Source organism: Enterobacter sp. MGH 37, assembly GCF_000534515.1.
In the GTDB taxonomy this organism is placed as follows: Bacteria; Pseudomonadota; Gammaproteobacteria; order Enterobacterales; family Enterobacteriaceae; genus Enterobacter; species Enterobacter kobei.
Genome location: NZ_KI973206.1, coordinates 2,152,053 through 2,173,898, shown reverse-complemented (window position 1 = coordinate 2,173,898; position 21,846 = coordinate 2,152,053). Strand labels below are relative to the sequence as shown.

General features: G+C 54.8%; 16 protein-coding genes, 4 tRNA genes, 2 rRNA genes, 1 pseudogene and 2 other annotated features. Of the genes and pseudogenes, 4 read left to right on the top strand and 19 right to left on the bottom strand.

Annotation, left to right across the window (positions count from 1 at the left end; all coding sequences use genetic code 11):
- Positions 1-14: 14 nt before the first annotated feature.
- The 9 genes from L383_RS01055 to dnaQ all read right to left on the bottom strand — a co-directional run bounded on the left by L383_RS01055 (position 15) and on the right by dnaQ (position 9,112).
- The gene (locus tag L383_RS01055) at positions 15-1,616 is read right to left on the bottom strand and encodes a gamma-glutamyltransferase family protein (RefSeq protein ID WP_023332158.1); all 1,602 of its coding nucleotides are present in this window, start codon (positions 1,614-1,616) and stop codon (positions 15-17) included.
- Between the two features lie 9 nt (positions 1,617-1,625).
- A complete protein-coding gene (locus L383_RS01060; protein WP_023332157.1) occupies positions 1,626-2,501 on the bottom strand; it encodes an ABC transporter permease in 876 nt (291 codons plus the stop codon).
- Positions 2,502-2,503: 2 nt separating this feature from the next.
- Positions 2,504-3,445 (bottom strand): ABC transporter permease, encoded by a 942-nt coding sequence (locus L383_RS01065; protein ID WP_014882666.1) that lies wholly within the window; start codon positions 3,443-3,445, stop codon positions 2,504-2,506.
- A gap of 18 nt (positions 3,446-3,463) precedes the next feature.
- Positions 3,464-4,978 (bottom strand): ABC transporter substrate-binding protein, encoded by a 1,515-nt coding sequence (locus L383_RS01070; protein WP_014882665.1) that lies wholly within the window; start codon positions 4,976-4,978, stop codon positions 3,464-3,466.
- Positions 4,979-4,980: 2 nt separating this feature from the next.
- Positions 4,981-6,063 (bottom strand): ABC transporter ATP-binding protein, encoded by a 1,083-nt coding sequence (locus L383_RS01075; protein WP_023332156.1) that lies wholly within the window; start codon positions 6,061-6,063, stop codon positions 4,981-4,983.
- A complete protein-coding gene (locus tag L383_RS01080) occupies positions 6,060-7,073 on the bottom strand; it encodes an ABC transporter ATP-binding protein (protein ID WP_023332155.1) in 1,014 nt (337 codons plus the stop codon). The genes L383_RS01075 and L383_RS01080 overlap by 4 nt, the downstream gene beginning before the upstream one ends.
- Positions 7,070-7,789, bottom strand: coding sequence for a FadR/GntR family transcriptional regulator (locus L383_RS01085; protein WP_014882662.1), 720 nt, complete (start codon positions 7,787-7,789; stop codon positions 7,070-7,072). The genes L383_RS01080 and L383_RS01085 overlap by 4 nt, the downstream gene beginning before the upstream one ends.
- A 382-nt stretch (positions 7,790-8,171) precedes the next feature.
- Positions 8,172-8,248 (bottom strand) — tRNA-Asp (locus L383_RS01090).
- A 132-nt stretch (positions 8,249-8,380) separates the two neighbouring features.
- Entirely contained in the window at positions 8,381-9,112 is a 732-nt protein-coding gene (gene dnaQ, locus L383_RS01095) for a DNA polymerase III subunit epsilon (protein ID WP_032629739.1), read from the bottom strand.
- Between dnaQ and rnhA the strand changes: the two are divergent.
- Positions 9,066-9,643, top strand: a pseudogene (gene rnhA / locus L383_RS01100) (ribonuclease HI). The gene dnaQ and the pseudogene rnhA sit on opposite strands and share 47 nt — an antisense overlap.
- On the opposite strand, the gene L383_RS01105 reads toward rnhA, so the two are convergent.
- Entirely contained in the window at positions 9,644-10,360 is a 717-nt protein-coding gene (locus L383_RS01105; protein WP_014882659.1) for a class I SAM-dependent methyltransferase, read from the bottom strand.
- 32 nt (positions 10,361-10,392) lie between these two features.
- On the opposite strand from L383_RS01105, the gene gloB reads away from it, so the two are divergent.
- Together gloB and mltD are read left to right on the top strand one after the other, a co-directional pair.
- The gene (gene gloB / locus L383_RS01110; RefSeq protein ID WP_023332153.1) at positions 10,393-11,151 is read left to right on the top strand and encodes a hydroxyacylglutathione hydrolase; all 759 of its coding nucleotides are present in this window, start codon (positions 10,393-10,395) and stop codon (positions 11,149-11,151) included.
- Between the two features lie 68 nt (positions 11,152-11,219).
- The gene (gene mltD / locus L383_RS01115; RefSeq protein ID WP_023332152.1) at positions 11,220-12,584 is read left to right on the top strand and encodes a murein transglycosylase D; all 1,365 of its coding nucleotides are present in this window, start codon (positions 11,220-11,222) and stop codon (positions 12,582-12,584) included.
- Between the two features lie 52 nt (positions 12,585-12,636).
- Here mltD and L383_RS01120 read toward each other — a convergent pair whose 3' ends face one another.
- The 3 genes from L383_RS01120 to L383_RS01130 all read right to left on the bottom strand — a co-directional run bounded on the left by L383_RS01120 (position 12,637) and on the right by L383_RS01130 (position 15,598).
- Positions 12,637-13,410, bottom strand: coding sequence for a class I SAM-dependent methyltransferase (locus L383_RS01120; RefSeq protein ID WP_023332151.1), 774 nt, complete (start codon positions 13,408-13,410; stop codon positions 12,637-12,639).
- A 76-nt stretch (positions 13,411-13,486) separates the two neighbouring features.
- Positions 13,487-14,287 (bottom strand): endonuclease/exonuclease/phosphatase family protein, encoded by an 801-nt coding sequence (locus tag L383_RS01125; RefSeq protein WP_014882655.1) that lies wholly within the window; start codon positions 14,285-14,287, stop codon positions 13,487-13,489.
- A 135-nt stretch (positions 14,288-14,422) separates the two neighbouring features.
- On the bottom strand, positions 14,423-15,598 hold the full coding sequence (locus tag L383_RS01130; protein WP_023332149.1) for an MFS transporter: 1,176 nt from the start codon (positions 15,596-15,598) through the stop codon (positions 14,423-14,425).
- Between the two features lie 104 nt (positions 15,599-15,702).
- Between L383_RS01130 and yafC the strand changes: the two genes are divergently transcribed.
- Complete coding sequence (gene yafC, locus L383_RS01135) at positions 15,703-16,608, top strand: DNA-binding transcriptional regulator YafC (RefSeq protein WP_023332148.1); 906 nt, start codon at positions 15,703-15,705, stop codon at positions 16,606-16,608.
- A gap of 29 nt (positions 16,609-16,637) precedes the next feature.
- Here the strand turns inward: yafC and dkgB are convergent, their stop codons facing one another.
- From dkgB to L383_RS01165, 6 genes are all read right to left on the bottom strand, one after another.
- Positions 16,638-17,441, bottom strand: coding sequence for a 2,5-didehydrogluconate reductase DkgB (gene dkgB, locus L383_RS01140; RefSeq protein WP_023332147.1), 804 nt, complete (start codon positions 17,439-17,441; stop codon positions 16,638-16,640).
- Between the two features lie 160 nt (positions 17,442-17,601).
- A tRNA-Asp gene (locus tag L383_RS01145) sits at positions 17,602-17,678 on the bottom strand.
- 56 nt (positions 17,679-17,734) lie between these two features.
- A 5S ribosomal RNA gene (rrf, locus tag L383_RS01150) occupies positions 17,735-17,850 on the bottom strand.
- Between the two features lie 64 nt (positions 17,851-17,914).
- Positions 17,915-20,818, bottom strand: a 23S ribosomal RNA gene (locus L383_RS01155).
- Between the two features lie 181 nt (positions 20,819-20,999).
- Positions 21,000-21,075, bottom strand: a tRNA-Ala gene (locus L383_RS01160).
- A 42-nt stretch (positions 21,076-21,117) separates the two neighbouring features.
- Positions 21,118-21,194 (bottom strand) — tRNA-Ile (locus L383_RS01165).
- Between the two features lie 83 nt (positions 21,195-21,277).
- Positions 21,278-21,410 (bottom strand) — a sequence feature (16S ribosomal RNA rRNA prediction is too short).
- A 13-nt stretch (positions 21,411-21,423) separates the two neighbouring features.
- Positions 21,424-21,846, bottom strand: a sequence feature (16S ribosomal RNA rRNA prediction is too short).

Genomic DNA, 21,846 nt, shown 5'->3' with positions numbered 1-21,846 from the left:
TGTTGCTCGAGCGTTTAACTCACCAACGCCTGTCCGTCTTTACGGCTCTCCGTCGCAGCCACGTAATGCCCTTCCGGAAGGCGATAAATCACCTGCGCACCGCCGAAGTTATAATCCTGCAGCGGATCTTCCACCACGATCTGGTGTCCGCGTTCGCGCAGCGCGGCGATAGTATTGCGATCGAACGTTGATTCGACGATCACTTCCCTGCCCTGCACCACGCGCCAGCGCGGAGCGTCAATCGCCGCCTGCGGGTTTTGCCCGTGCAGCATAATGCGCAGCGCCATCTGCATGTGTCCTTGCGCCTGCATCGGGCCGCCCATCACGCCGAAGGACATCAACGGCTTGCCGTTGCCGTCCATCGCAAAGCCCGGAATGATGGTGTGGAACGGACGCTTGCTGCCCGCCAGCGCGTTCGGATGATTAGGATCCAGCGAAAAACCACAGCCCCGGTTTTGCAGGCTAATCCCGGTATCTGGCACCACGATCCCTGAACCAAACCCCATATAGTTGGACTGAATAAAGGAGACCATCATCCCGCTGGCATCCGCAGTGCTGATGTAGACCGTACCGCTCTGGGTGGGTGAACCGTAGACAAAATCAGAGGCGCTTTCGTGGTTGATCAGCGCCGCACGCGATTTCAGGTAATGATCGCTCAGCAGCTCTTTGGCCGCGAACACCATATGATCTTCATCCGCCACGTAGCGGTCGAGATCCGCCAGCGCCAGCTTCATCGCTTCAATGGACAAATGCAGAGACTGCACGGAGTCCGGATGATGCTGCTCGATGCCGCACTGCTCCAGAATACCCAGCGCAATCAGCGTGGCGATCCCCTGGCCGTTTGGCGGCAGCTCCTGCACCGAACCACCCGCGAAGTCGCGTGACAGCAGGTCTACCCAGTCCACGCGGTGGCTGGCGAGATCTTCAGCCGTCAAATGCGCGCCGTGTTCTTTGGCGAAGGCGGCAATTTTCTGCGCCAGCTCGCCGCGGTAAAACGCGTCGCCGTTGGTTTTCGCTATCAGTTCCAGCGAATTCGCCTGCGCCGGATTACGGAAGATCTCCCCCACTCGCGGCGCGCGGCCTTCCGGCGCGAAGCAGGCGCTGAAGCCAGGCTGATCTTTCAGCTTGTTGTAGCCGCGCTGCCAGAGATGGCCAATCAGCGGCGAAACCGGGAAACCGTTTCGCGCATAGTCAATGGCTGGCTGCGCCAGCGTGGTCAGCGGCAGCGTGCCGAAACGCTCTGCCAGTGCGACCCAGCCGGATACCGCACCGGGCACGGTCACGGCGTCCCAGCCGATTTCGGGTACCGCCGTTTTTCCGGCAAAGAGATCCGCATGCCAGCTGGCCGGTGAGCGCCCCGACGCGTTCAGACCGTGAAGTTTTTCACCGTCCCAGACGATGGCAAAGGCATCACTGCCGATCCCGTTACCGGTCGGCTCGACTACTGTCAGCGCCATCGCGGTGGCGATCGCCGCATCAACGGCATTACCGCCCAGCTGCAGCATTTTCATTCCTGCCTGCGCCGCCAGCGGTTGCGAAGTGGCAACGGCGTTATGGCCCATCATCGGCGGGCGTCGTGATTCGTAACCGGACGTAAAATCAAGCGCTTTAGTCATCATGACTCCTTAGTCGTGGCGCGGATCGAGCGCATCGCGCAGCCCGTCGCCAAGTAAATTGAAGCCCTGCACGGCAAGGAAAATTGCCACGCCGGGGAAAACGGACATCCACGGCGCCTGCTCAAGAAAACCTTTCGCGATGTTGAGCATTGACCCCCAGGACGGATTGGGCGGCTGCTGCCCCAACCCTAAAAACGACAGGCTGGCTTCGGCGATAATCGCCGAGGCAATCGCCAGCGTGGCCTGTACCAGGATCGGTGACATCACGTTGGGCAGCACGTATTTGATGATGATCCAGCGATCCGGCAGGCCAATCGCCCGCGCGCCGTCGATGTACTCTTCGTTGCGGATGGCGATCACCTGCCCACGCGTCAGACGGGCGAATATCGGCATCGCGGAAAGGCCAATGGCGATCATCGCGTTGGTCAGGCTTGGGCCTAAAAATGCCCCCAGCGCGATCGCCATGATCAGAAACGGGCAGGCCAGCAGCGCTTCAATGAAGCGCGAGATCACCCCATCCCACATCTTCTGGAAATACCCCGCTACCAGCCCCAGCGGCACGCCGATCGCTACCGCGATAACGACCGACATACAGCCCGCCATCAGCGAGGTTCGCGCCCCCCAGATAATGCGGGATAAAATGTCGCGCCCCAGCTCGTCGGTGCCGAACCAGTACATTGCCGACGGCGCTTTACGCACCGCCAGGAAGTTGGCTTTGACCGGGTCGAACGGGGCAATCCACGGCGCCAGCAGCGCCACCAGCACAAAGAAGCCCACCACCACCGCGCCAATCACCGCGCTTTTATTGGCGAGGAATTTCTTTAGCACCCGGTTTTGCGCGCGCGGCAGCGCGGGCACAGCGGTTTGCGTCGTCAGTTCCGCCATGGTTAACCTCGCATTTTCGGGTTGATAAGAACGTAGAGCACGTCAGCCAGCAGGTTGAGCAGCAGGAAGCCGATCGCCACGATCAGCACCACGCCCTGCACCACCGCGTAGTCTCGGTTAAATACCGAATCGACGATCATCTTGCCGAAGCCGGGAATGGTGAAGACCTGCTCGGTCAGCACCGCACCGCCCAGAAGCTCACCAAACAGCAGCGTCGTAAGGGTGATCACCGGCACCAGCGCATTGCGAAACGCGTGCTTTAAGATCACCGCTTTCGGCAGTAATCCTTTCGCGCGCGCGGTGCGGATGTAATCCGCTTTCAGGACCGCAATCATCGATGCTCGGGTATGGCGCATCAGCGTCGCCGCCAGCCCTGTTCCGAGAACGGCTGCGGGCAGCAGCAGCGTGCGCAGGTTTTGCACCGGATCCTCACTGAACGGTACATAGCCGGACGCGGGAAGCCACTGCAGGTTCACCGAGAAGACCAGAATCAGCAGGATCCCCAGCCAGAAATGGGGGATCGAGATCCCCGAGATCGCCACAAAGTTCGCCCCGTGATCGACCCAACTGTTTTTGTTCACTGCCGCGAGGATCCCCATGCTAATGCCAAATACCAGCGCGATAATCATCGCCAGCAGCGACAGCTCCAGCGTCACAGGCAGCTTACTGGCAATCAGCTGCGTCACTGGTTCGTGCGTGCGTAAGGAGACCCCCAGGTCGCCCTGCAATGCGCGCGTTAACCAGTTGAAATACTGCACAGGAATGGGCGCATCCAGATTGAGCTCAGCACGCAGCTGGGCGATAACCGCCGGATCGCGCTCCTCCCCGGCCATGGCGATCAGCGGGTCGCCGGGCAGCAGTTTTTGCAGGCCAAACACCATCATGCTCACCAGCAGCAGGGTCGGGATGGCCAGCAGCAGACGTTTGCAAATCAATTCCAGCATGGGTTCTCCTCAGGACGTTTATTTCGCCAGCGTCAAACCCGCCAGACGCACGATGCCGTCCGGGTAAGGCTTAAAGCCCTGCACGCGCTTGTTCAGACCAAAAATGCGCGGCTCGAAGTAGAGGTAGGCAATCGGCATGTCGGTTTGCAGCTGTTTCACCACCTTGTCATACAGCGGCTGGCGTGCGGCCTGGTCGGTGCTCTGGCGCGCCTGAGTCAGCCATTCGTCGACCTGCGCGTTGCTGTAGCGTCCGTCATTCAGAGTGCCTTTGCTATGGACAAAGCCGTAGATGCTGCCGTCCGGGTCCGGGCGGCCCGACCAGCCGGAGAAACTGAGCTGATAATCACCACTCTGCTGACGATCCAGCAGCGTCGCGAATTCGGTCATCTGCAGGTTGAGCGTGAAGCCGGCCTCGGCAACCATCGCCTGCAGAACCTGGCCCACCTGCTGCGAGGTCGGGTTGTTCGGCACCAGCAGGTTGACGGTCAGCGGCGTGGTGACGCCTGCCGCTTTGAGCAGCGCTTTGGCTTTATCGACGTCACGGGGCGGAACCGGCAAATTGACGTGATACGGGCTCACCGTGGAAAACGCCTGGTTTGCCGGCGTGTATAGCCCTTCAAAGACCACCTGATTTAGTGCATCACGGTCGATGGCCTGCGAAAATGCCTCGCGTACGCGGGCATCTCTGAACGGATCGTTCGCAGGGACCTTGCCGTTATTGATGTTGAAGGTAATACCCTGGTAACCCAGACCCGTTACCTTCGCCAGCGCCAGCTTGCTGTCGGCTTCAACGGTTTTAACGTCGCTGGCCGCAATGCCTTCGGTCAGGTCGAGATCGCCTGCCCGCAGGTTCGCGAGGCGCACGGAGGCGTCCGGGATCGGCAGATAGATAATTTTGTCGAAGTGGTAGGCGTCTTTATTCCAGTAATTGTCGAAGCGAGTCAGAACAATGCGGTCCTGGGACACGCGGCTGTCAAACTTATAAGGACCGGAACAGACCGGATGGGCGGCAAAGTCAGGCTTTTTCGCCGCGTCGGGTGCCATCATCGCGCCCGCGCGGTCAGTCAGCTGCATCAGCAGCGCGGCGTCAGGGGTTTTCAGGTGCAGCGCAATCTGCATCGGACCGGTGACCTCAACCGATTCCACCGAGGAGATCTCGCTTTTGCGCAGGGAGCCTTTTAGGGTCAACGCACGGTCGAGGTTGTATTTCGCAGCAGCGGCGTCGAATTTCTCGCCGTCATGGAAGGTCACCCCCTCACGGAGATCCATGGTCAGCGTTTTGCCGTCATCGCTCCAGGCCCAAGACTTCGCCAGACCTGGCACCACTTTCAGATGCTCGTCGACATCCACCAGCCTGTCGCACAGGGAAGCAAAGACAAAGCGGCCATAGTAGGTGCGCGCCAGATGCGGGTCGAGCATGTCCGGGTCAGCTCCCAGACCAATTCGCAGCACGCTTTCAGAATGGGCGGGCAGCGCCGCGCCAAGCAACATAACACTTCCCAGTACGGTCAAAAGAGAATTACGCATTGTCATTATCATGAGTTCCTTGAAGGAAGGGAGGAGTGAGTGGCCGCGTGTTCAAACAGCGCGCGGCGGCGCAGAAAAGCTGCGGATGGCGGTGCTATCTGAATAACACTGCGATCGCGATTGATGTCCTGCCAGCGGTGACAGGCAACCTGACGTCCACCGTCCAGCACCTGATTAATCGGCTCAACCTGACGGCATTCATCGGTAACATACGGGCAGCGGGTATGGAAACGGCAGCCGGATGGAGGGCTCGCCGGGTTCGGCAGATCCCCCTGCAGCAGCGGTGCGTCGCGTTCAATGCCCGGCTGCATCTGTGGTGCCGAGGCGATCAGTGCCTGGGTATAAGGGTGCAGCGGGGCGTCAAAGATCTCGTCGACGGTCGCAAGTTCAACGATTTGCCCGAGATACATGACCGCCACGCGGTCGCTCATATGGCGAATCACCGCCAGGCCGTGGGCAACGATCACCATCGTCAGCCCCAACTGGTGCTTCAGGCTTTCCAGCAAATTGACGACCTGGGCCTGGACGGAAACATCCAGCGCAGAGACGGGTTCATCGCCAAGCAACAGTTTTGGTCCCGAGGCCAGCGCGCGCGCAATGCCGATACGCTGGCGCTGGCCGCCGGAAAACTCATGCGGATAGCGCCCGGACCAGGCGGCAGGCAGGCCAACGGTTTTGAGGAGTTCGGCGACGCGGTACTGACGATCGGCTTTCTTCATATTCTGGTGCAGCCACAGCGGCTCACCGACGATCTGCTCCACCGTCATGCGCGGGTTCAGCGAGGCAAACGGATCCTGGAAAATAATTTGCAGCTCACGCCGGAGCTGGTTCAGACGGGCGCCCGAGGCGTCGGTAATCTCCTCACCCTGGTAAAACACGCGCCCTTCACTGGCGGCGAGCAGGCGCAGCAGCAGACGCCCAAGGGTGGATTTGCCGGAGCCAGACTCGCCGACAATTGCCAGCGTTTCACCCGGCATCACGGCAAGCGAAACGCGATCGACCGCCGTAACAAACCGGGCCGGTGAAAAGAGTTTTTTCGGACCAGGGAAGCGCTTGCTGAGGTCGCGGGCTTCAAGAATTGGCGTAGTCATGTGGTCTCTCCCAGGGCAATGTGGTGTTCGAGCGGCACGCGGAAGCAGGCGACCTGATGACCCGCGCCGAGCGTGTTGAGCGGCGGTTTTTCATCATGGCAGCGAGACTGCGCAAACGGGCAGCGCGTCGCAAAACGACAGCCTTTCGGCATGGATTCCGGGAGCGGGACCGACCCGGGAATAGTGGAGAGCTGGCCTTTACGTGCACCCAGCGAAGGGATTGAGCCCATCAGGCCGATGGTGTACGGGTGCTGCGGGTCGGCAAAGATGGCCTCGACGCTCCCCTGCTCCACCACCTGCCCGGCATACATTACCGCCACCTGCTGGGCGACTTCGGCCACCACGCCTAAATCGTGGGTGATCATCAGGACCGCCGTGCCGGTTTCTTCTTTGAGGGTGTTGAGCAAGGTGAGGATTTGCGCCTGGATGGTGACGTCGAGCGCGGTAGTCGGTTCATCGGCAATCAGTAATTTAGGATGGTTGATCAGCGCCATGGCAATCATCACACGCTGGCGCATACCGCCGGAAAGCTGATGCGGGTAAGCCTTGAGGCGCATCTCCGCCGCGGGGATCTGCACCTTCTCCAGGATCTGCAGCGCGACCTTCATCGCCTCTGTGCGGGAAACGCTCTGGTGACGCATGACCGCTTCACTGAGCTGATCGCCTAATGTGAAAGCGGGATTGAGCGAGGTCATCGGCTCCTGGAAAATCATCGCCAGCTCGCTGCCGCGCAAATCGGCATAGTCCCGCGGCGAGAGCTTTCGCAGATCGTGACGGCGAAACCGCATTTCTCCGCTGACAATCTGCGCGCTGGCGGGCAGTAACCCCATCAGCGCCAGTGAGGTGATACTTTTCCCGCAGCCGGACTCTCCCACCAGCGCCAGCGTCTCGCCTGCTTTGACCGTTAGTGAAATGCCGTCCAGTACGCTAACCGGCGAGCCGGAAAATTTAACGTTGAGATTATTCAGCCGAAGTACAGGCGTGGTGTCCTTAAGCGGGATCGTCGTCATAGCGTGAAGTCGTCCTCAAGGTGGATCGCCTGAATCAGGGCGGTTTGCAGGCTAAGCAGGTGTTCGCGCATGGCGGCAGCTGCTTCATTAGGCTGGCGATGGATAATCGCAGACATGATCTTGTGATGGTGGTCGTTATAGCTGTCGACACGTTCGGGCGTGCGGGCTAATTCGCGCAGATGCTGCCAGCCCGGTTCGCGCCGCACGGCATCAATCGCGTCAAACAGGCCGAGCATCAGGCGGTTGCCCGCAGCCTCGGCAATAGCGCGGTGAAAGGCGCTATCCCACAGTTCGTTGAGATCGCGGTCATCCGGGCTGACCTTGTCGATGCGTTCCAGCATGCGCTGCATGAGCGCGAGGTTTTCCCTGGTGGCACGCAGTGCCGCAAGCCGGGCTAAGCCGGGTTCGAGCTGTAGACGAGCTTCCATGACTTCCAGCAGGTTGGTTTGCTGAACCAATCCCTGAAGCGCCAGCGGTTCAACAGGGGCTGCGGGACCAATAAAGGTGCCTTTACCCTGTTTACGCCAGATCCGTCCTTCCTCTTCCAGCACATCCAGCGCGCGACGCACTTCGCGTCGTCCTACGCCGAGAGTTTCCGACAGCTCACGTTCCGTGGGCAGCGGAGTGCCTGGTGTTGACTCATGCTGGTTGATAAGCCCGCGCAATTGCTCAAGCGCGGTACTGGAATTGGCCAGAAACCGTGACGGTTTTTCCATATTGGTTCGCTCGCTATCATCATTATTTTCTTTTTATTAACGATAAGTTATTGATATGGAATGAACCTTATCGTGCTAATGATTAAGCAATAACCGAACCAATTATTTATTGGTTCAAAAACTTTCACGATATCCACTGTAAGCGAATGATTTCATGAAAATTATTTTTACAATGCGACACAGTCTGATGAAGGCCAGGAAAGTGGCAGGGCGAAAGAATGCACAAACACAGTGCAAATCACGCACTAATGTTGTGCAAATGTTAATTAATTGCACCACATAAATTAACATTTTGTTAATGAAAAGAAAGGGGGGGATAAAAGACACAGGCTGTTGAAACGACGAAGGCCTGAATCATTTCTGATTCAGGCCTTCTGAATAGTGGCGGAACGGACGGGACTCGAACCCGCGACCCCCTGCGTGACAGGCAGGTATTCTAACCGACTGAACTACCGCTCCACTGTTCCCGTTTGGGGAACGAGGCGCATATTACGGTGTGCCTCCGATCTCGTCAACGCTTTTTCTCACGCTTTGAATCGTTTGCTGCAAAAATCGCCCAACCGATGATTTTACAGACATTATGGCGTTTTTTCAGGCGCGCCACATACAGCTGCCGCCCTTCTTCTGTACCAGATCGAGACGGGATTCATGGTTAAGTAACTCTTCATCACTGGCTAAAACAACCCGTAAACGACTTGCCTGACGAACCACGCGCTGGATGCCCGCTTCGCCCTGCGCCTGCTGCGACTCATTTTCCATGCTGAATTTCATCGACGTCTGACCGCCGGTCATCGCCAGATAGACATCAGCCAGAATCTGGGCATCGAGAAGTGCCCCGTGCAGCGTTCGCTTGGTGTTGTCTATTTCATAACGTGAACAGAGTGCATCGAGGCTGTTACGCTTGCCGGGAAACATCTTCCTCGCCAGCGCCAGGCTATCGGTCACTTTGCAGAAGGTATTGGTTTTCGGAATATCGCGATGGAGCTTACTAAACTCATAGTCCATAAAGCCGATATCGAACGACGCGTTATGGATGATTAACTCAGCGCCTTTGATGTAGTCGAGAAACTCGTCTGCCACCTCAGCGAAGGTCGGTTTATCCAGCAAGAACTCATCGGCAATACCGTGAACGCCAAACGCTTCTGGATCCACCAGCCGATCGGGTTTGAGGTAGACGTGGAAGTTGTTCCCCGTGAGACGACGGTTCACCACTTCAACGGCACCGATCTCAATGATCTTGTGCCCTTCGTAGTGCGCACCGATCTGGTTCATACCGGTGGTTTCGGTATCGAGGACAATCTGGCGAGTAATTGCAGTGCTCATAGCGGTCATTTATGTCAGACTTATCGTTTAACTGAACGTTTCAATACAGGAAGTCTACCAGAGATGCGTAAACAGGTAGAAATTTTCACCGATGGATCTTGTCTCGGGAACCCAGGACCCGGCGGCTACGGCGCGATTATGCGCTATCGTCAGCATGAGAAAACTTTTAGCGAAGGGTATTTCCTGACCACCAACAACCGTATGGAGTTGATGGCGGCCATTGTGGCGCTGGAAGCCTTAAAAGAACACTGCGACGTGGTGTTGAGTACGGATAGCCAGTACGTGCGACAGGGTATCACCCAGTGGATCCACAACTGGAAAAAACGCGGCTGGAAAACTGCAGACAAGAAGCCCGTGAAGAACGTCGATCTCTGGAAGCGCCTTGATGCGGCACTGGGCCAGCACGAGATTAAGTGGGAGTGGGTTAAAGGCCACGCCGGCCACCCGGAAAACGAACGCTGCGATGAACTGGCGCGCGCGGCGGCCTCAAATCCGGCCCATGAGGATACTGGCTACCAGCCTGAATCCTGATCAGGGTTTTCTGTACTGCCGCGTTGCGCCAACGGTCTGGCGGATGGGCGTTTTCGATTTGCTCTGCTTCATGGGGTTAAGCGTCAGAGGGATGGTTCGCTTACGCGCGACGATAAACTGCATGCAGCCTAATGCGGGCAAATGCGTACTCAATAAAACTCCCCCCTGACGTGCCCACGGCAGTACCTGAAAACCGCCATAGTTGAGCACTTCAAAGTTGAGCAGTGACAGCCAGTCGAGCTGGCGCATCATGGTGAACATCCGGCTGTTATAGGGTGGCGTTCGGCGCAATACAGGCACCAGCTTACGTAACCCCATCAGACTCAGCGGATTAAAACCGCTGAGTATCAGCCAGCCGTCATCAATCAGCACGCGATCGGCTTCACGCAGCATACGATGAGGATCGCTGCACCAGGGCAGCGCGTGGGCAAGAAGACACGCATCTACGGATTTTTCCGCAAACGGCAGATGCAATGGGTCAGCCTTCACCTGAACCGGCGATCCGCCGAGAGAGACATTGACCTGATGTGAGATGGCGCAGCTTTCGGTATTGATTTCTGCGCTGAGATTGCCAATCTTAAGCAGGTGAAAGCCATACATTTTCGCGAGCCAGGGCTTCAGCTGTTGCTCAAGCGCCTCGCGATAGTATTCACCCCAGGGCAATTCCGCCCAACGTTCCGGTGCTGCGACAGTCTGAGGTATCCTTGCCGGTTTCATCAAAACACCCGCCACGCTATAAGAGGTAATGTATGAATCTTATCAGTATTCCTGCTTTTCAGGACAATTACATCTGGGTTTTGGTCGATAACGATCGTCGATGCGTCATTGTCGATCCCGGCGAATCCGCCCCTGTGCTTGATGCAATAAAGGAGAACGCCTGGCAGCCAGAAGCCATTCTGTTGACGCACCATCATAACGATCACACTGGCGGCGTGCCGGAACTGCGCGCTCATTTTCCGCATCTTGTGGTTTACGGACCGGCTGAGACACAAGATAAGGGAACGACGCAAGTAGTCCAGGAGGGCGAAAATATCCACATCCGTGAGTGGGAGTTTTCCGTATTTGCTACGCCAGGTCACACTTTGGGACATCTGTGTTTCTACAGTAAACCTTATCTTTTTTGTGGCGACACCCTCTTCTCAGGCGGTTGCGGAAGACTTTTTGAAGGCACACCAGAACAGATGTATCAGTCTTTACAAAAGATTAGTGCTTTACCCGATGACACACTTATTTGTTGTGCCCATGAGTATACATTAGGGAATATGAAGTTTGCGGAGAGCCTCTTACCCGAGGATCGGGCGATTCAGGATTATTATCACAAAGTGAAGGAGTTACGTGCAAAAAACCAAAATACACTACCCGCAATTCTGAAAAATGAGCGCCGAATTAATTTATTTCTGCGAACAGATGATATTGATTTAATTAATAAAATTAACCAAGAAACAAATTTGCAACAACCAGAACAGCGATTTGCATGGTTAAGGTCAAAGAAAGATAACTTCAGATAAATGCGGGTTGCCTTTTCAAAATTTCGCCGTTATCATCGCTCGTCTTTTAAGCAACTATTGACACACACATGAAGGCAAAAGCGATATTACTCGCCTCTGTCCTGCTTGTAGGTTGCCAGTCGCAGAACGGCAGCAACGTACAACAGCACGCACAGAGCCTTTCTGCAGCTGGTCAAGGGGAAGCAGGGAAGTTTACAAGTTCGGCGCGCTGGATGGACGATGGGACATCTTTCGCGCAGGAGCAAGACTTGTGGACCTCTATTGGCGACGAGCTAAAGATGGGAATTCCGGAAAACAGCCGGATTCGCGAACAGAAGCAGAAGTATTTAAGAAATAAGAGCTATCTCCACGATGTAACGTTACGGGCAGAGCCGTATATGTACTGGATAGCCGGGCAAGTTAAGAAACGTAACATGCCTATGGAGCTGGTACTCCTACCCATAGTGGAGAGCGCTTTTGACCCACACGCGACGTCTGGCGCCAATGCCGCAGGCATTTGGCAGATCATTCCGAGCACCGGGCGAAACTATGGTCTGAAACAGACCCGCAACTATGATGCGCGTCGGGATGTTGTCGCTTCAACGACAGCCGCTCTCGACATGATGCAACGTCTGAATAAGATGTTTGACGGCGACTGGCTGTTAACGGTCGCGGCGTATAATAGTGGCGAGGGTCGTGTACTGAAGGCAATGAAAGCGAATAAAGCACGGGGTAAATCCACCGATTTTTGGTCGCTCTCACTGCCACAGGAAACGAAGATTTACGTACCGAAGATGCTGGCCTTGAGCGATATTCTCAAGAACAGCAAGCGTTACGGTGTACAACTGCCAACACCAGACGAAAGTCGTGCACTGGCGCGCGTTCGCCTCAACAACCCTGTGGATATTCAACAGGTTGCTGATATGACGGGTATGTCGGTAAGTAAACTTAAAACCTTTAATGCAGGCGTTAAAGGCTCAACGCTGGGGGCTAGCGGCCCGCAGTATGTGATGGTTCCGCAGAAACATGCTGAGCAATTGCGTGAGTCTTTAGCATCGGGTGAGATTGCCGCCGTTGAGTCAACGCTGATCGCCGATGCTTCATCCGTTAACAGCCGCAGCTATAAGGTGCGTTCAGGTGATACGCTTTCTGGCATTGCATCACGTCTTGGCGTGACGGCGAAAGATCTGCAGCAGTGGAATAATCTGCGCAGCTCAGGTCTGAAAGTGGGTCAAACTCTGACGGTAGGCGCAGGTAGCAGCGCACAGCGTCTCGCCAGCAACAGCGATAGCATCACTTATCGCGTACGTAAAGGCGATTCACTGTCCAGTATCGCAAAACGACATGGCGTGAACATCAAAGATGTAATGCGCTGGAACAATGATACTGACAATCTGAAACCAGGCGACCAGTTGACGTTGTTTGTGAAGAACAGCGCTACGCCAGACTCCTGATTACACGATCGAAAGATAAAAAGGCACCGATTCCCCTCGGTGCCTTTTTTGTTTATCCCGCTTTTTGCGCTTCAGCCATGATGGTATCGCTGGTAAACGATCCATCCTCCTGCAATTCAAAGTACGCTTTTACCTCAGCAGAGGCACTCTCCTGATAGAGGCGAATCGCCTGACTTAATGCTTCCGGGGTACGCATACGGGCAATCCACGAAGGGTATTCCAGCGGCAAACGGTCTGTTGTTAACGTTCGGGTAATCAACCCCGCTTCAGTGATAAGCGATAACCACTCTCCGCTGGAGTAGTTTTGTACGTGGGAAGTATCACGCAGCGCTTCTACTGTCTGCAGCCAGATATCGCGCACCGGATGCCCGGGAGACATCACATCCATAATAATGAAGATCCCGCCCGGCTTCAGGACACGTTTGACTTCACGTAACGCCTGGCCGACATCATGCCAGTGGTGCGCGGAATAACGGCTAATCACCACCTCAAACGAGGCATCATCAAACGGTAAGGACTCGGCGTACCCCTGGCGCGTATCCACGTTGCTCAACCCTTTCGCCTTCGCCGCCTCAGTAACAACATCCAGCATCTGACTGGATAAGTCATACGCGGTGACCTTCGCCACCTGCTGCGCAGCCGTAAAGCTGGCATGCCCTGCCCCACAGCCTAAATCCAGCACGTGCGCCTGCGGGAATGCTGCCAGACGTTCGCCGAGACGCAGCAGGTCACGACCTGAAGCATGCACGGCGCTGGTCAGATAGGCATTTGCCTGGGAGCCAAACTGTTTTTCTACGTTGTCATGATGGGAGTGTGTTGTTGTCATCGTACTGTCCTTTGTTGGTTAAAAATAAAAGGGCAGCACCCGCGCAGGCCTGCCCCACGGCAGACCTGACACACCATTATTTATCAGGTTTGCCGGGACTGAATTCGACTAGTAGAGGGTTGTGATCGGAGGCGCGCGTGACCAGAACAGAGGCATCATGCACGCTCAGACCACGATAGAAGACAAAATCGAGAGGTCGACCAAAGGCTTTTTTACGCTGATCGTCACTAAAACGGACTTCACGCAAAGACATTTCACGCGCAAAGCGATACAGCGCATTCATGCGCGGACGACTCCAGGCATTGAAATCACCGGCCATAATGATAGGCCCGCTGTGGTGGGCAATTTGATCGCCAATGGGAAGTAACTGCTTACTGTACACATCCACGCCCAGGCTGAAATTTACCGCGTGGATGTTCACCACCATCAGCATCCGGGTATCCGGCAGCGGATAGACGGTCACCAGCGCCGATTTCGCCAGACGCAGTATAGGCTCGCGCTCACGCAGCGGGCAGCAGTAGACCGGGTGTGCTGAAGAGAGGGTCATCACGCCTGAAGGATGTTGCGGCAGGACAAACGCCGGCACCTGGTCGGCAGCAAGATAGTTCGTTGTGGCAAACCGAACCAGTTCAGGTGTGGTTTGCGCCTCCTGAAGCAGAACCAGATGAGCATCTTTACCAAAATTCTTGAGTACCGATAACCACTCCGCACGCTGCTGCTTAAAGATATTCCAGACCAGTACCCGAATTTTGTCATCGCTGCTTAACGGTGTCCCTGCGGGTAATGCCTGGCTTATGCTCGCAAACGACCCCGGAGGCAAGATCCTCTCCGCGGGCATTCCGGCAACATAACGCATGGCATAGGTATTTTTTCGCACTTTTGGAAACGGCCTCTGTAACATGAACCAGCCCGAAAACGGACTGGTTCTAATGTTATAGGGACTTTAGGTCACACTTTCAACGCAATTTCTGAGAAACCGCTTTCCAGTTTTGTAAGCAAGCACTTACTGATGTTATCCCAGTGCTACGCGAGTAGGTTTATCGAGGCGGCCACTCAGCCCTATCAGCAGGAAAGCGACAAGGACGATCACCGCACCAATCCAGGGAGTCTGGGTTAATCCAAAGTGTTCGACGGTTTGTCCGCCAATAATGGAGCCCAGCGCGATCCCAATATTGAACGCGGCAATGTTCAGTCCGGATGCCACATCCACGGCGTTTGGCGTATAGAGCTCCGCTTTCTGAACAACATAAACCTGAAGCCCGGGCACGTTGCCAAAAGCGAAGACACCCATTACCAGTACCGTGATCAGTGCGGCGTATTGCATGGACGCCGTGAACTGGAATATCAACAGCAGAACCACCAGGGCGGCGAAGATAAATTTCAGCGCCGGAACCGCACCATGTTTATCTGCAAGCTTGCCGCCCCAGATATTGCCAATCGCCACGGAAATACCGTATCCCAGCAAAATCCAGCTCACGGCACTCGGGGAGAAGCCTGCCAGGTCCTGCATCATCGGTGCCAGGAAGGTGAAGGCGGTAAATACGCCTCCATAGCCCAGAGCCGTGACCGCGTAGATGATCAGCAAACGCGGATGGGTAAGCACCTTTAGCTGATCGCTCAGGCTGGCGCTGGCCCGGCCTGGAATAGTCGACGGTACCAGCAGCAGGCTAGCAACAAGGGCAATAACCCCCAATAAGGAGACGGCCAGAAACGTCTCACGCCAGCCGAAGTGCTGTCCGATAAACGTGCCTAGCGGAACACCCGTAACGAGTGCGACGGTCAGTCCACCAAACATGATCGCAATAGCTGAGGCTGCTTTCTCTTTGGGGACCAGGCTGGTTGCAATGGTGGAACCAATTGAGAAGAACACGCCGTGTGCAAGGCCGGTCAACAGACGGGCAATCACCAGGGTGGTGTAGTCCGGTGCCTGCCAGGCCAGAATATTACCGGCGGTGAACAACACCATCAACGCAACTAACAGCTGCTTACGCGGAAAACGTCCGGTCAGAGCCGTCAGCACAGGCGCACCGACGGCGACGCCCAGGGCGTAGATTGACACCAGCAATCCGGCGGAAGGCAGCGAGATCGCAAGCTGGTTAGCAATGGTGGGAACCAGTCCCACGATAACAAATTCGGTCGTGCCAATTGCAAAGGCACTGATCGTCAGGGCAAGTAGCGCCAGTGGCATAAAATACTCCGTATCATCAGGATTAAGATGACAGGCAGTATGCGCCAGTGCTTAAATAACAAAAATGGTCAAAATATCAATAGAATTTTGCAGGTGGTGCAACAATGAAAGCAACGTCAGAAGAGCTGACAATCTTTGTCGCCGTTGTTGAAAGCGGTAGCTTTAGCCGGGCAGCCGAACAGCTGGGACAGGCTAACTCGGCCATCAGCCGCTCAGTGAAAAAGCTGGAGATGAAGCTTGGGGTGAGCCTGCTCAACCGGACGACGCGGCAACTGAGCCTGACGGAAGAAGGAGAGCGTTATTTCCGCCGCGTGCAGTCGGTGCTGCAGGAGATGGCTGCAGCAGAGACAGAAATTATGGAAAGCCGCAGCACGCCGCGGGGATTGCTGCGCATTGATGCGGCCACGCCGGTAGTACTGCACTTTCTGATGCCGCTGATCAAACCTTTTCGTGAACGCTATCCGGAGATGACGCTTTCTTTGGTCTCATCAGAGACGTTTATCAACCTCATCGAGCGTAAAGTGGATGTGGCTATCCGGGCCGGTACACTGACCGATTCAAGCTTGCGCGCCCGCCCGCTGTTTGCCAGCTACCGAAAAATTATCGCGTCGCCGCAGTACATTGCTGAGCACGGTAAACCGGAGACCGTTGAAGAGTTGAAGCAGCATCTTTGTCTGGGCTTTACGGAACCGGTATCACTGAACACCTGGCCTGTCGCCTGTCGTGATGGTCAGCTTCATGAAATTACCAGTGGGTTATCGTCAAACAGTGGAGAAACGCTAAAGCAACTGTGTCTTGAAGGGAACGGCATCGCGTGCCTCTCTGACTATATGATAGATAAGGAGATTGCACGAGGTGAACTGGTGGAACTGATGGCGGATAAACGTTTGCCGGTCGAGATGCCTTTTAGCGCAGTGTATTACAGTGACAGAGCGGTGAGTACGCGGATTCGCGCTTTTATTGACTTCCTGAGTGAACATATAAAAACAGCTCCCGGAGGAGCTGTATGAGGGTTAAGGTGACAGAGGGTTAGTGAAACTTAATCCCAGTCAGGCGCTAAACCTTCCGGGCTGACCAGGCGATCGTTGCACTCCAGTGCTGCGATCGCTTTTTTATCGTCATCATCCAGATGAAGGTCGACCGCTGACAGGTTGCTGGCCAGGTTTACACGTTTGGTTGACGATGGGATCACGGCATAACCTTCGCCCATTGCCCATGCCAGAATGACCTGTGCCGGGGTCGCGTTATGTTTTTCAGCAATACGTATAATCGCCTCATCTTTCAGTGCCTTACCATAAGCCAGCGTCATGTATGACGTGATGTGGATACCGTGCTGCTTTGCCCAGTCCACGACTTTATGGTTTTGCAGGTAAGGTGAAAGTTCAATCTGGTTGGTCGCGATATTTTCTGCACCTACTGCGGCAATGGCTTTTTCCATCAGCGGAATGGTGAAGTTTGAAATACCGATTTCACGCGTTAATCCCTGCTTTTTCGCTTCCATCAGCGCCTGCATGAACTCTTCTACAGAAACGGCATCGTTTGGTGATGGCCAGTGGATCAGCGTCAGATCCACGTAGTCAGTACGCAGCTTTTTCAGACTCTCTTTCAGGCTCGGGATCAGTTTGTCTTTACTGAGGTTTTCAATCCAGATTTTGGTGGTGATGAATAGCTCGTTACGCGGTACGCCACTCTCTTCAATGGCCTGTCCAACGGCAGCTTCATTTTCATAGATCTGTGCCGTATCAATTGCGCGATAGCCTAACTCGAGTGCCGTTTTAACAGATGCGATAACAACGTCGTCTTTCAGGCGGAAAGTGCCCAGACCAAATGCAGGGAGAGTCATAGTATTCCTCAATCATTATGTTCGTAAACTGAGGAGGATTATCGCTGGCGTTGTTATATTGAAAAAGATCGTAAAACGCAGAGGATTTTTGCTCATTTCGCAATAATTAAACAGCAGATAAGAAAAAAGCCCTGAGCGTTAACTCAGGGCTTTCAATAAGTGGCGGAACGGACGGGACTCGAACCCGCGACCCCCTGCGTGACAGGCAGGTATTCTAACCGACTGAACTACCGCTCCACCGAAGACTGCTTGTAACCACCGGATTTATGCACCGGCTTACTACTAAATTTGATGCCTGGCAGTTCCCTACTCTCACATGGGGAGACCCCACACTACCATCGGCGCTACGGCGTTTCACTTCTGAGTTCGGCATGGGGTCAGGTGGGACCACCGCGCTAAAGCCGCCAGGCAAATTCTGTTATCTGTATCAGGCTGAAAATCGTCTCTCACCGCCAAAACACCTTCGGCGTTGTAAGGTTAAGCCTCACGGTTCATTAGTATCGGTTAGCTCAACGCATCGCTGCGCTTACACACCCGACCTATCAACGTCGTCGTCTTCAACGTTCCTTCAGGAGACTTAAAGTCTCAGGGAGAACTCATCTCGGGGCAAGTTTCGTGCTTAGATGCTTTCAGCACTTATCTCTTCCGCATTTAGCTACCGGGCAGTGCCATTGGCATGACAACCCGAACACCAGTGATGCGTCCACTCCGGTCCTCTCGTACTAGGAGCAGCCCCCCTCAATTCTCCAGCGCCCACGGCAGATAGGGACCGAACTGTCTCACGACGTTCTAAACCCAGCTCGCGTACCACTTTAAATGGCGAACAGCCATACCCTTGGGACCTACTTCAGCCCCAGGATGTGATGAGCCGACATCGAGGTGCCAAACACCGCCGTCGATATGAACTCTTGGGCGGTATCAGCCTGTTATCCCCGGAGTACCTTTTATCCGTTGAGCGATGGCCCTTCCATTCAGAACCACCGGATCACTATGACCTGCTTTCGCACCTGCTCGAGCCGTCACTCTCGCAGTCAAGCTAGCTTATGCCATTGCACTAACCTCCTGATGTCCGACCAGGATTAGCTAACCTTCGTGCTCCTCCGTTACTCTTTGGGAGGAGACCGCCCCAGTCAAACTACCCACCAGACACTGTCCGCAACCCGGATCACGGGTCTACGTTAGAACACCAGCCATTAAAGGGTGGTATTTCAAGGGCGGCTCCACGCAGACTGGCGTCCACGCTTCAAAGCCTCCCACCTATCCTACACATCAAGGACCAGTGTTCAGTGTCAAGCTATAGTAAAGGTTCACGGGGTCTTTCCGTCTTGCCGCGGGTACACTGCATCTTCACAGCGAGTTCAATTTCACTGAGTCTCGGGTGGAGACAGCCTGGCCATCATTACGCCATTCGTGCAGGTCGGAACTTACCCGACAAGGAATTTCGCTACCTTAGGACCGTTATAGTTACGGCCGCCGTTTACCGGGGCTTCGATCAAGAGCTTCGCGTTGCCGCTAACCCCATCAATTAACCTTCCGGCACCGGGCAGGCGTCACACCGTATACGTCCACTTTCGTGTTTGCACAGTGCTGTGTTTTTAATAAACAGTTGCAGCCAGCTGGTATCTTCGACTGATTTCAGCTCCACCCGCAGGGGCTTCACCTACATATCAGCGTGCCTTCTCCCGAAGTTACGGCACCATTTTGCCTAGTTCCTTCACCCGAGTTCTCTCAAGCGCCTTGGTATTCTCTACCTGACCACCTGTGTCGGTTTGGGGTACGATTTCGTGTTACCTGATGCTTAGAGGCTTTTCCTGGAAGCAGGGCATTTGTTACTTCAGCACCGTAGTGCCTCGTCATCACACCTCAGCGTTAAAAGGTACCGGATTTACCTGGAACCTCCGCCTACATGCTTAAACCGGGACAACCGTCGCCCGGCTAACATAGCCTTCTCCGTCCCCCCTTCGCAGTAACACCAAGTACAGGAATATTAACCTGTTTCCCATCGACTACGCCTTTCGGCCTCGCCTTAGGGGTCGACTCACCCTGCCCCGATTAACGTTGGACAGGAACCCTTGGTCTTCCGGCGAGCGGGCTTTTCACCCGCTTTATCGTTACTTATGTCAGCATTCGCACTTCTGATACCTCCAGCAACCCTCACAGGCCACCTTCAACGGCTTACAGAACGCTCCCCTACCCAACAACACATAGTGTCGCTGCCGCAGCTTCGGTGCATGGTTTAGCCCCGTTACATCTTCCGCGCAGGCCGACTCGACCAGTGAGCTATTACGCTTTCTTTAAATGATGGCTGCTTCTAAGCCAACATCCTGGCTGTCTGTGCCTTCCCACATCGTTTCCCACTTAACCATGACTTTGGGACCTTAGCTGGCGGTCTGGGTTGTTTCCCTCTTCACGACGGACGTTAGCACCCGCCGTGTGTCTCCCGTGATAACATTCTTCGGTATTCGTAGTTTGCATCGGGTTGGTAAGCCGGGATGGCCCCCTAGCCGAAACAGTGCTCTACCCCCGAAGATGAGTTCACGAGGCGCTACCTAAATAGCTTTCGGGGAGAACCAGCTATCTCCCGGTTTGATTGGCCTTTCACCCCCAGCCACAGGTCATCCGCTAATTTTTCAACATTAGTCGGTTCGGTCCTCCAGTTAGTGTTACCCAACCTTCAACCTGCCCATGGCTAGATCACCGGGTTTCGGGTCTATACCCTGCAACTTAACGCCCAGTTAAGACTCGGTTTCCCTTCGGCTCCCCTATTCGGTTAACCTTGCTACAGAATATAAGTCGCTGACCCATTATACAAAAGGTACGCAGTCACCTAACAAGTAGGCTCCCACTGCTTGTACGTACACGGTTTCAGGTTCTTTTTCACTCCCCTCGCCGGGGTTCTTTTCGCCTTTCCCTCACGGTACTGGTTCACTATCGGTCAGTCAGGAGTATTTAGCCTTGGAGGATGGTCCCCCCATATTCAGACAGGATACCACGTGTCCCGCCCTACTCTTCGAGTTCACAACCTGTGCATTTTCGTGTACGGGACTATCACCCTGTACCGTCGGACTTTCCAGACCGTTCCACTAACACACAAGCTGATTCAGACTCCGGGCTGCTCCCCGTTCGCTCGCCGCTACTGGGGGAATCTCGGTTGATTTCTTTTCCTCGGGGTACTTAGATGTTTCAGTTCCCCCGGTTCGCCTCGTTAACCTATGTATTCAGTTAACGATAGTGCAACGAATTGCACTGGGTTTCCCCATTCGGACATCGCCGGGTCAAAGGTTCATATCACCTCGCCGGCGCTTTTCGCAGATTAGCACGTCCTTCATCGCCTCTGACTGCCAGGGCATCCACCGTGTACGCTTAGTCGCTTAACCTCACAACCCGAAGATGTTTCTTTTCGATTCACCATCGGCTTGCGAAAATTTGAGAGACTCGAACACACATAACATGTGTGTCGTTTCAATTTTCAGCTTGATCCAGATTTTTAAAGAGCAAAACTTCGCAGTGCACCTTTTCAGGTTCACTCTGAAGTTTTCTTGTGTTCGCAGTAAAAGATGGTGGAGCTATGCGGGATCGAACCGCAGACCTCCTGCGTGCAAAGCAGGCGCTCTCCCAGCTGAGCTATAGCCCCATCGTTTGTAATCTCTGTACCGCTCATCCTTTAAAAGGAGTTTGGTAGGCCTGAGTGGACTTGAACCACCGACCTCACCCTTATCAGGGGTGCGCTCTAACCACCTGAGCTACAAGCCTGCAGAGATTTTTACTGCTGTTTTTTCATCAGACAATCTGTGTGAGCACTGCAAAGGCAGGTTCTTTAAGGTAAGGAGGTGATCCAACCGCAGGTTCCCCTACGGTTACCTTGTTACGACTTCACCCCAGTCATGAATCACAAAGTGGTAAGCGCCCTCCCGAAGGTTAAGCTACCTACTTCTTTTGCAACCCACTCCCATGGTGTGACGGGCGGTGTGTACAAGGCCCGGGAACGTATTCACCGTAGCATTCTGATCTACGATTACTAGCGATTCCGACTTCATGGAGTCGAGTTGCAGACTCCAATCCGGACTACGACGCACTTTATGAGGTCCGCTTGCTCTCGCGAGGTCGCTTCTCTTTGTATGCGCCATTGTAGCACGTGTGTAGCCCTACTCGTAAGGGCCATGATGACTTGACGTCATCCCCACCTTCCTCCAGTTTATCACTGGCAGTCTCCTTTGAGTTCCCGGCCGGACCGCTGGCAACAAAGGATAAGGGTTGCGCTCGTTGCGGGACTTAACCCAACATTTCACAACACGAGCTGACGACAGCCATGCAGCACCTGTCTCAGAGTTCCCGAAGGCACCAATCCATCTCTGGAAAGTTCTCTGGATGTCAAGAGTAGGTAAGGTTCTTCGCGTTGCATCGA

Coding starts and splice junctions, on each gene's coding strand:
- L383_RS01055 (WP_023332158.1), bottom strand. CDS start 1,616: ATGACTAAAGCGCTTGATTTTACGTCCGGTTACGAATCACGACGCCCG.
- L383_RS01060 (WP_023332157.1), bottom strand. CDS start 2,501: ATGGCGGAACTGACGACGCAAACCGCTGTGCCCGCGCTGCCGCGCGCG.
- L383_RS01065 (WP_014882666.1), bottom strand. CDS start 3,445: ATGCTGGAATTGATTTGCAAACGTCTGCTGCTGGCCATCCCGACCCTG.
- L383_RS01070 (WP_014882665.1), bottom strand. CDS start 4,978: ATGACAATGCGTAATTCTCTTTTGACCGTACTGGGAAGTGTTATGTTG.
- L383_RS01075 (WP_023332156.1), bottom strand. CDS start 6,063: ATGACTACGCCAATTCTTGAAGCCCGCGACCTCAGCAAGCGCTTCCCT.
- L383_RS01080 (WP_023332155.1), bottom strand. CDS start 7,073: ATGACGACGATCCCGCTTAAGGACACCACGCCTGTACTTCGGCTGAAT.
- L383_RS01085 (WP_014882662.1), bottom strand. CDS start 7,789: ATGGAAAAACCGTCACGGTTTCTGGCCAATTCCAGTACCGCGCTTGAG.
- dnaQ (WP_032629739.1), bottom strand. CDS start 9,112: ATGAGCACTGCAATTACTCGCCAGATTGTCCTCGATACCGAAACCACC.
- L383_RS01105 (WP_014882659.1), bottom strand. CDS start 10,360: ATGAAACCGGCAAGGATACCTCAGACTGTCGCAGCACCGGAACGTTGG.
- gloB (WP_023332153.1), top strand. CDS start 10,393: ATGAATCTTATCAGTATTCCTGCTTTTCAGGACAATTACATCTGGGTT.
- mltD (WP_023332152.1), top strand. CDS start 11,220: ATGAAGGCAAAAGCGATATTACTCGCCTCTGTCCTGCTTGTAGGTTGC.
- L383_RS01120 (WP_023332151.1), bottom strand. CDS start 13,410: ATGACAACAACACACTCCCATCATGACAACGTAGAAAAACAGTTTGGC.
- L383_RS01130 (WP_023332149.1), bottom strand. CDS start 15,598: ATGCCACTGGCGCTACTTGCCCTGACGATCAGTGCCTTTGCAATTGGC.
- yafC (WP_023332148.1), top strand. CDS start 15,703: ATGAAAGCAACGTCAGAAGAGCTGACAATCTTTGTCGCCGTTGTTGAA.
- dkgB (WP_023332147.1), bottom strand. CDS start 17,441: ATGACTCTCCCTGCATTTGGTCTGGGCACTTTCCGCCTGAAAGACGAC.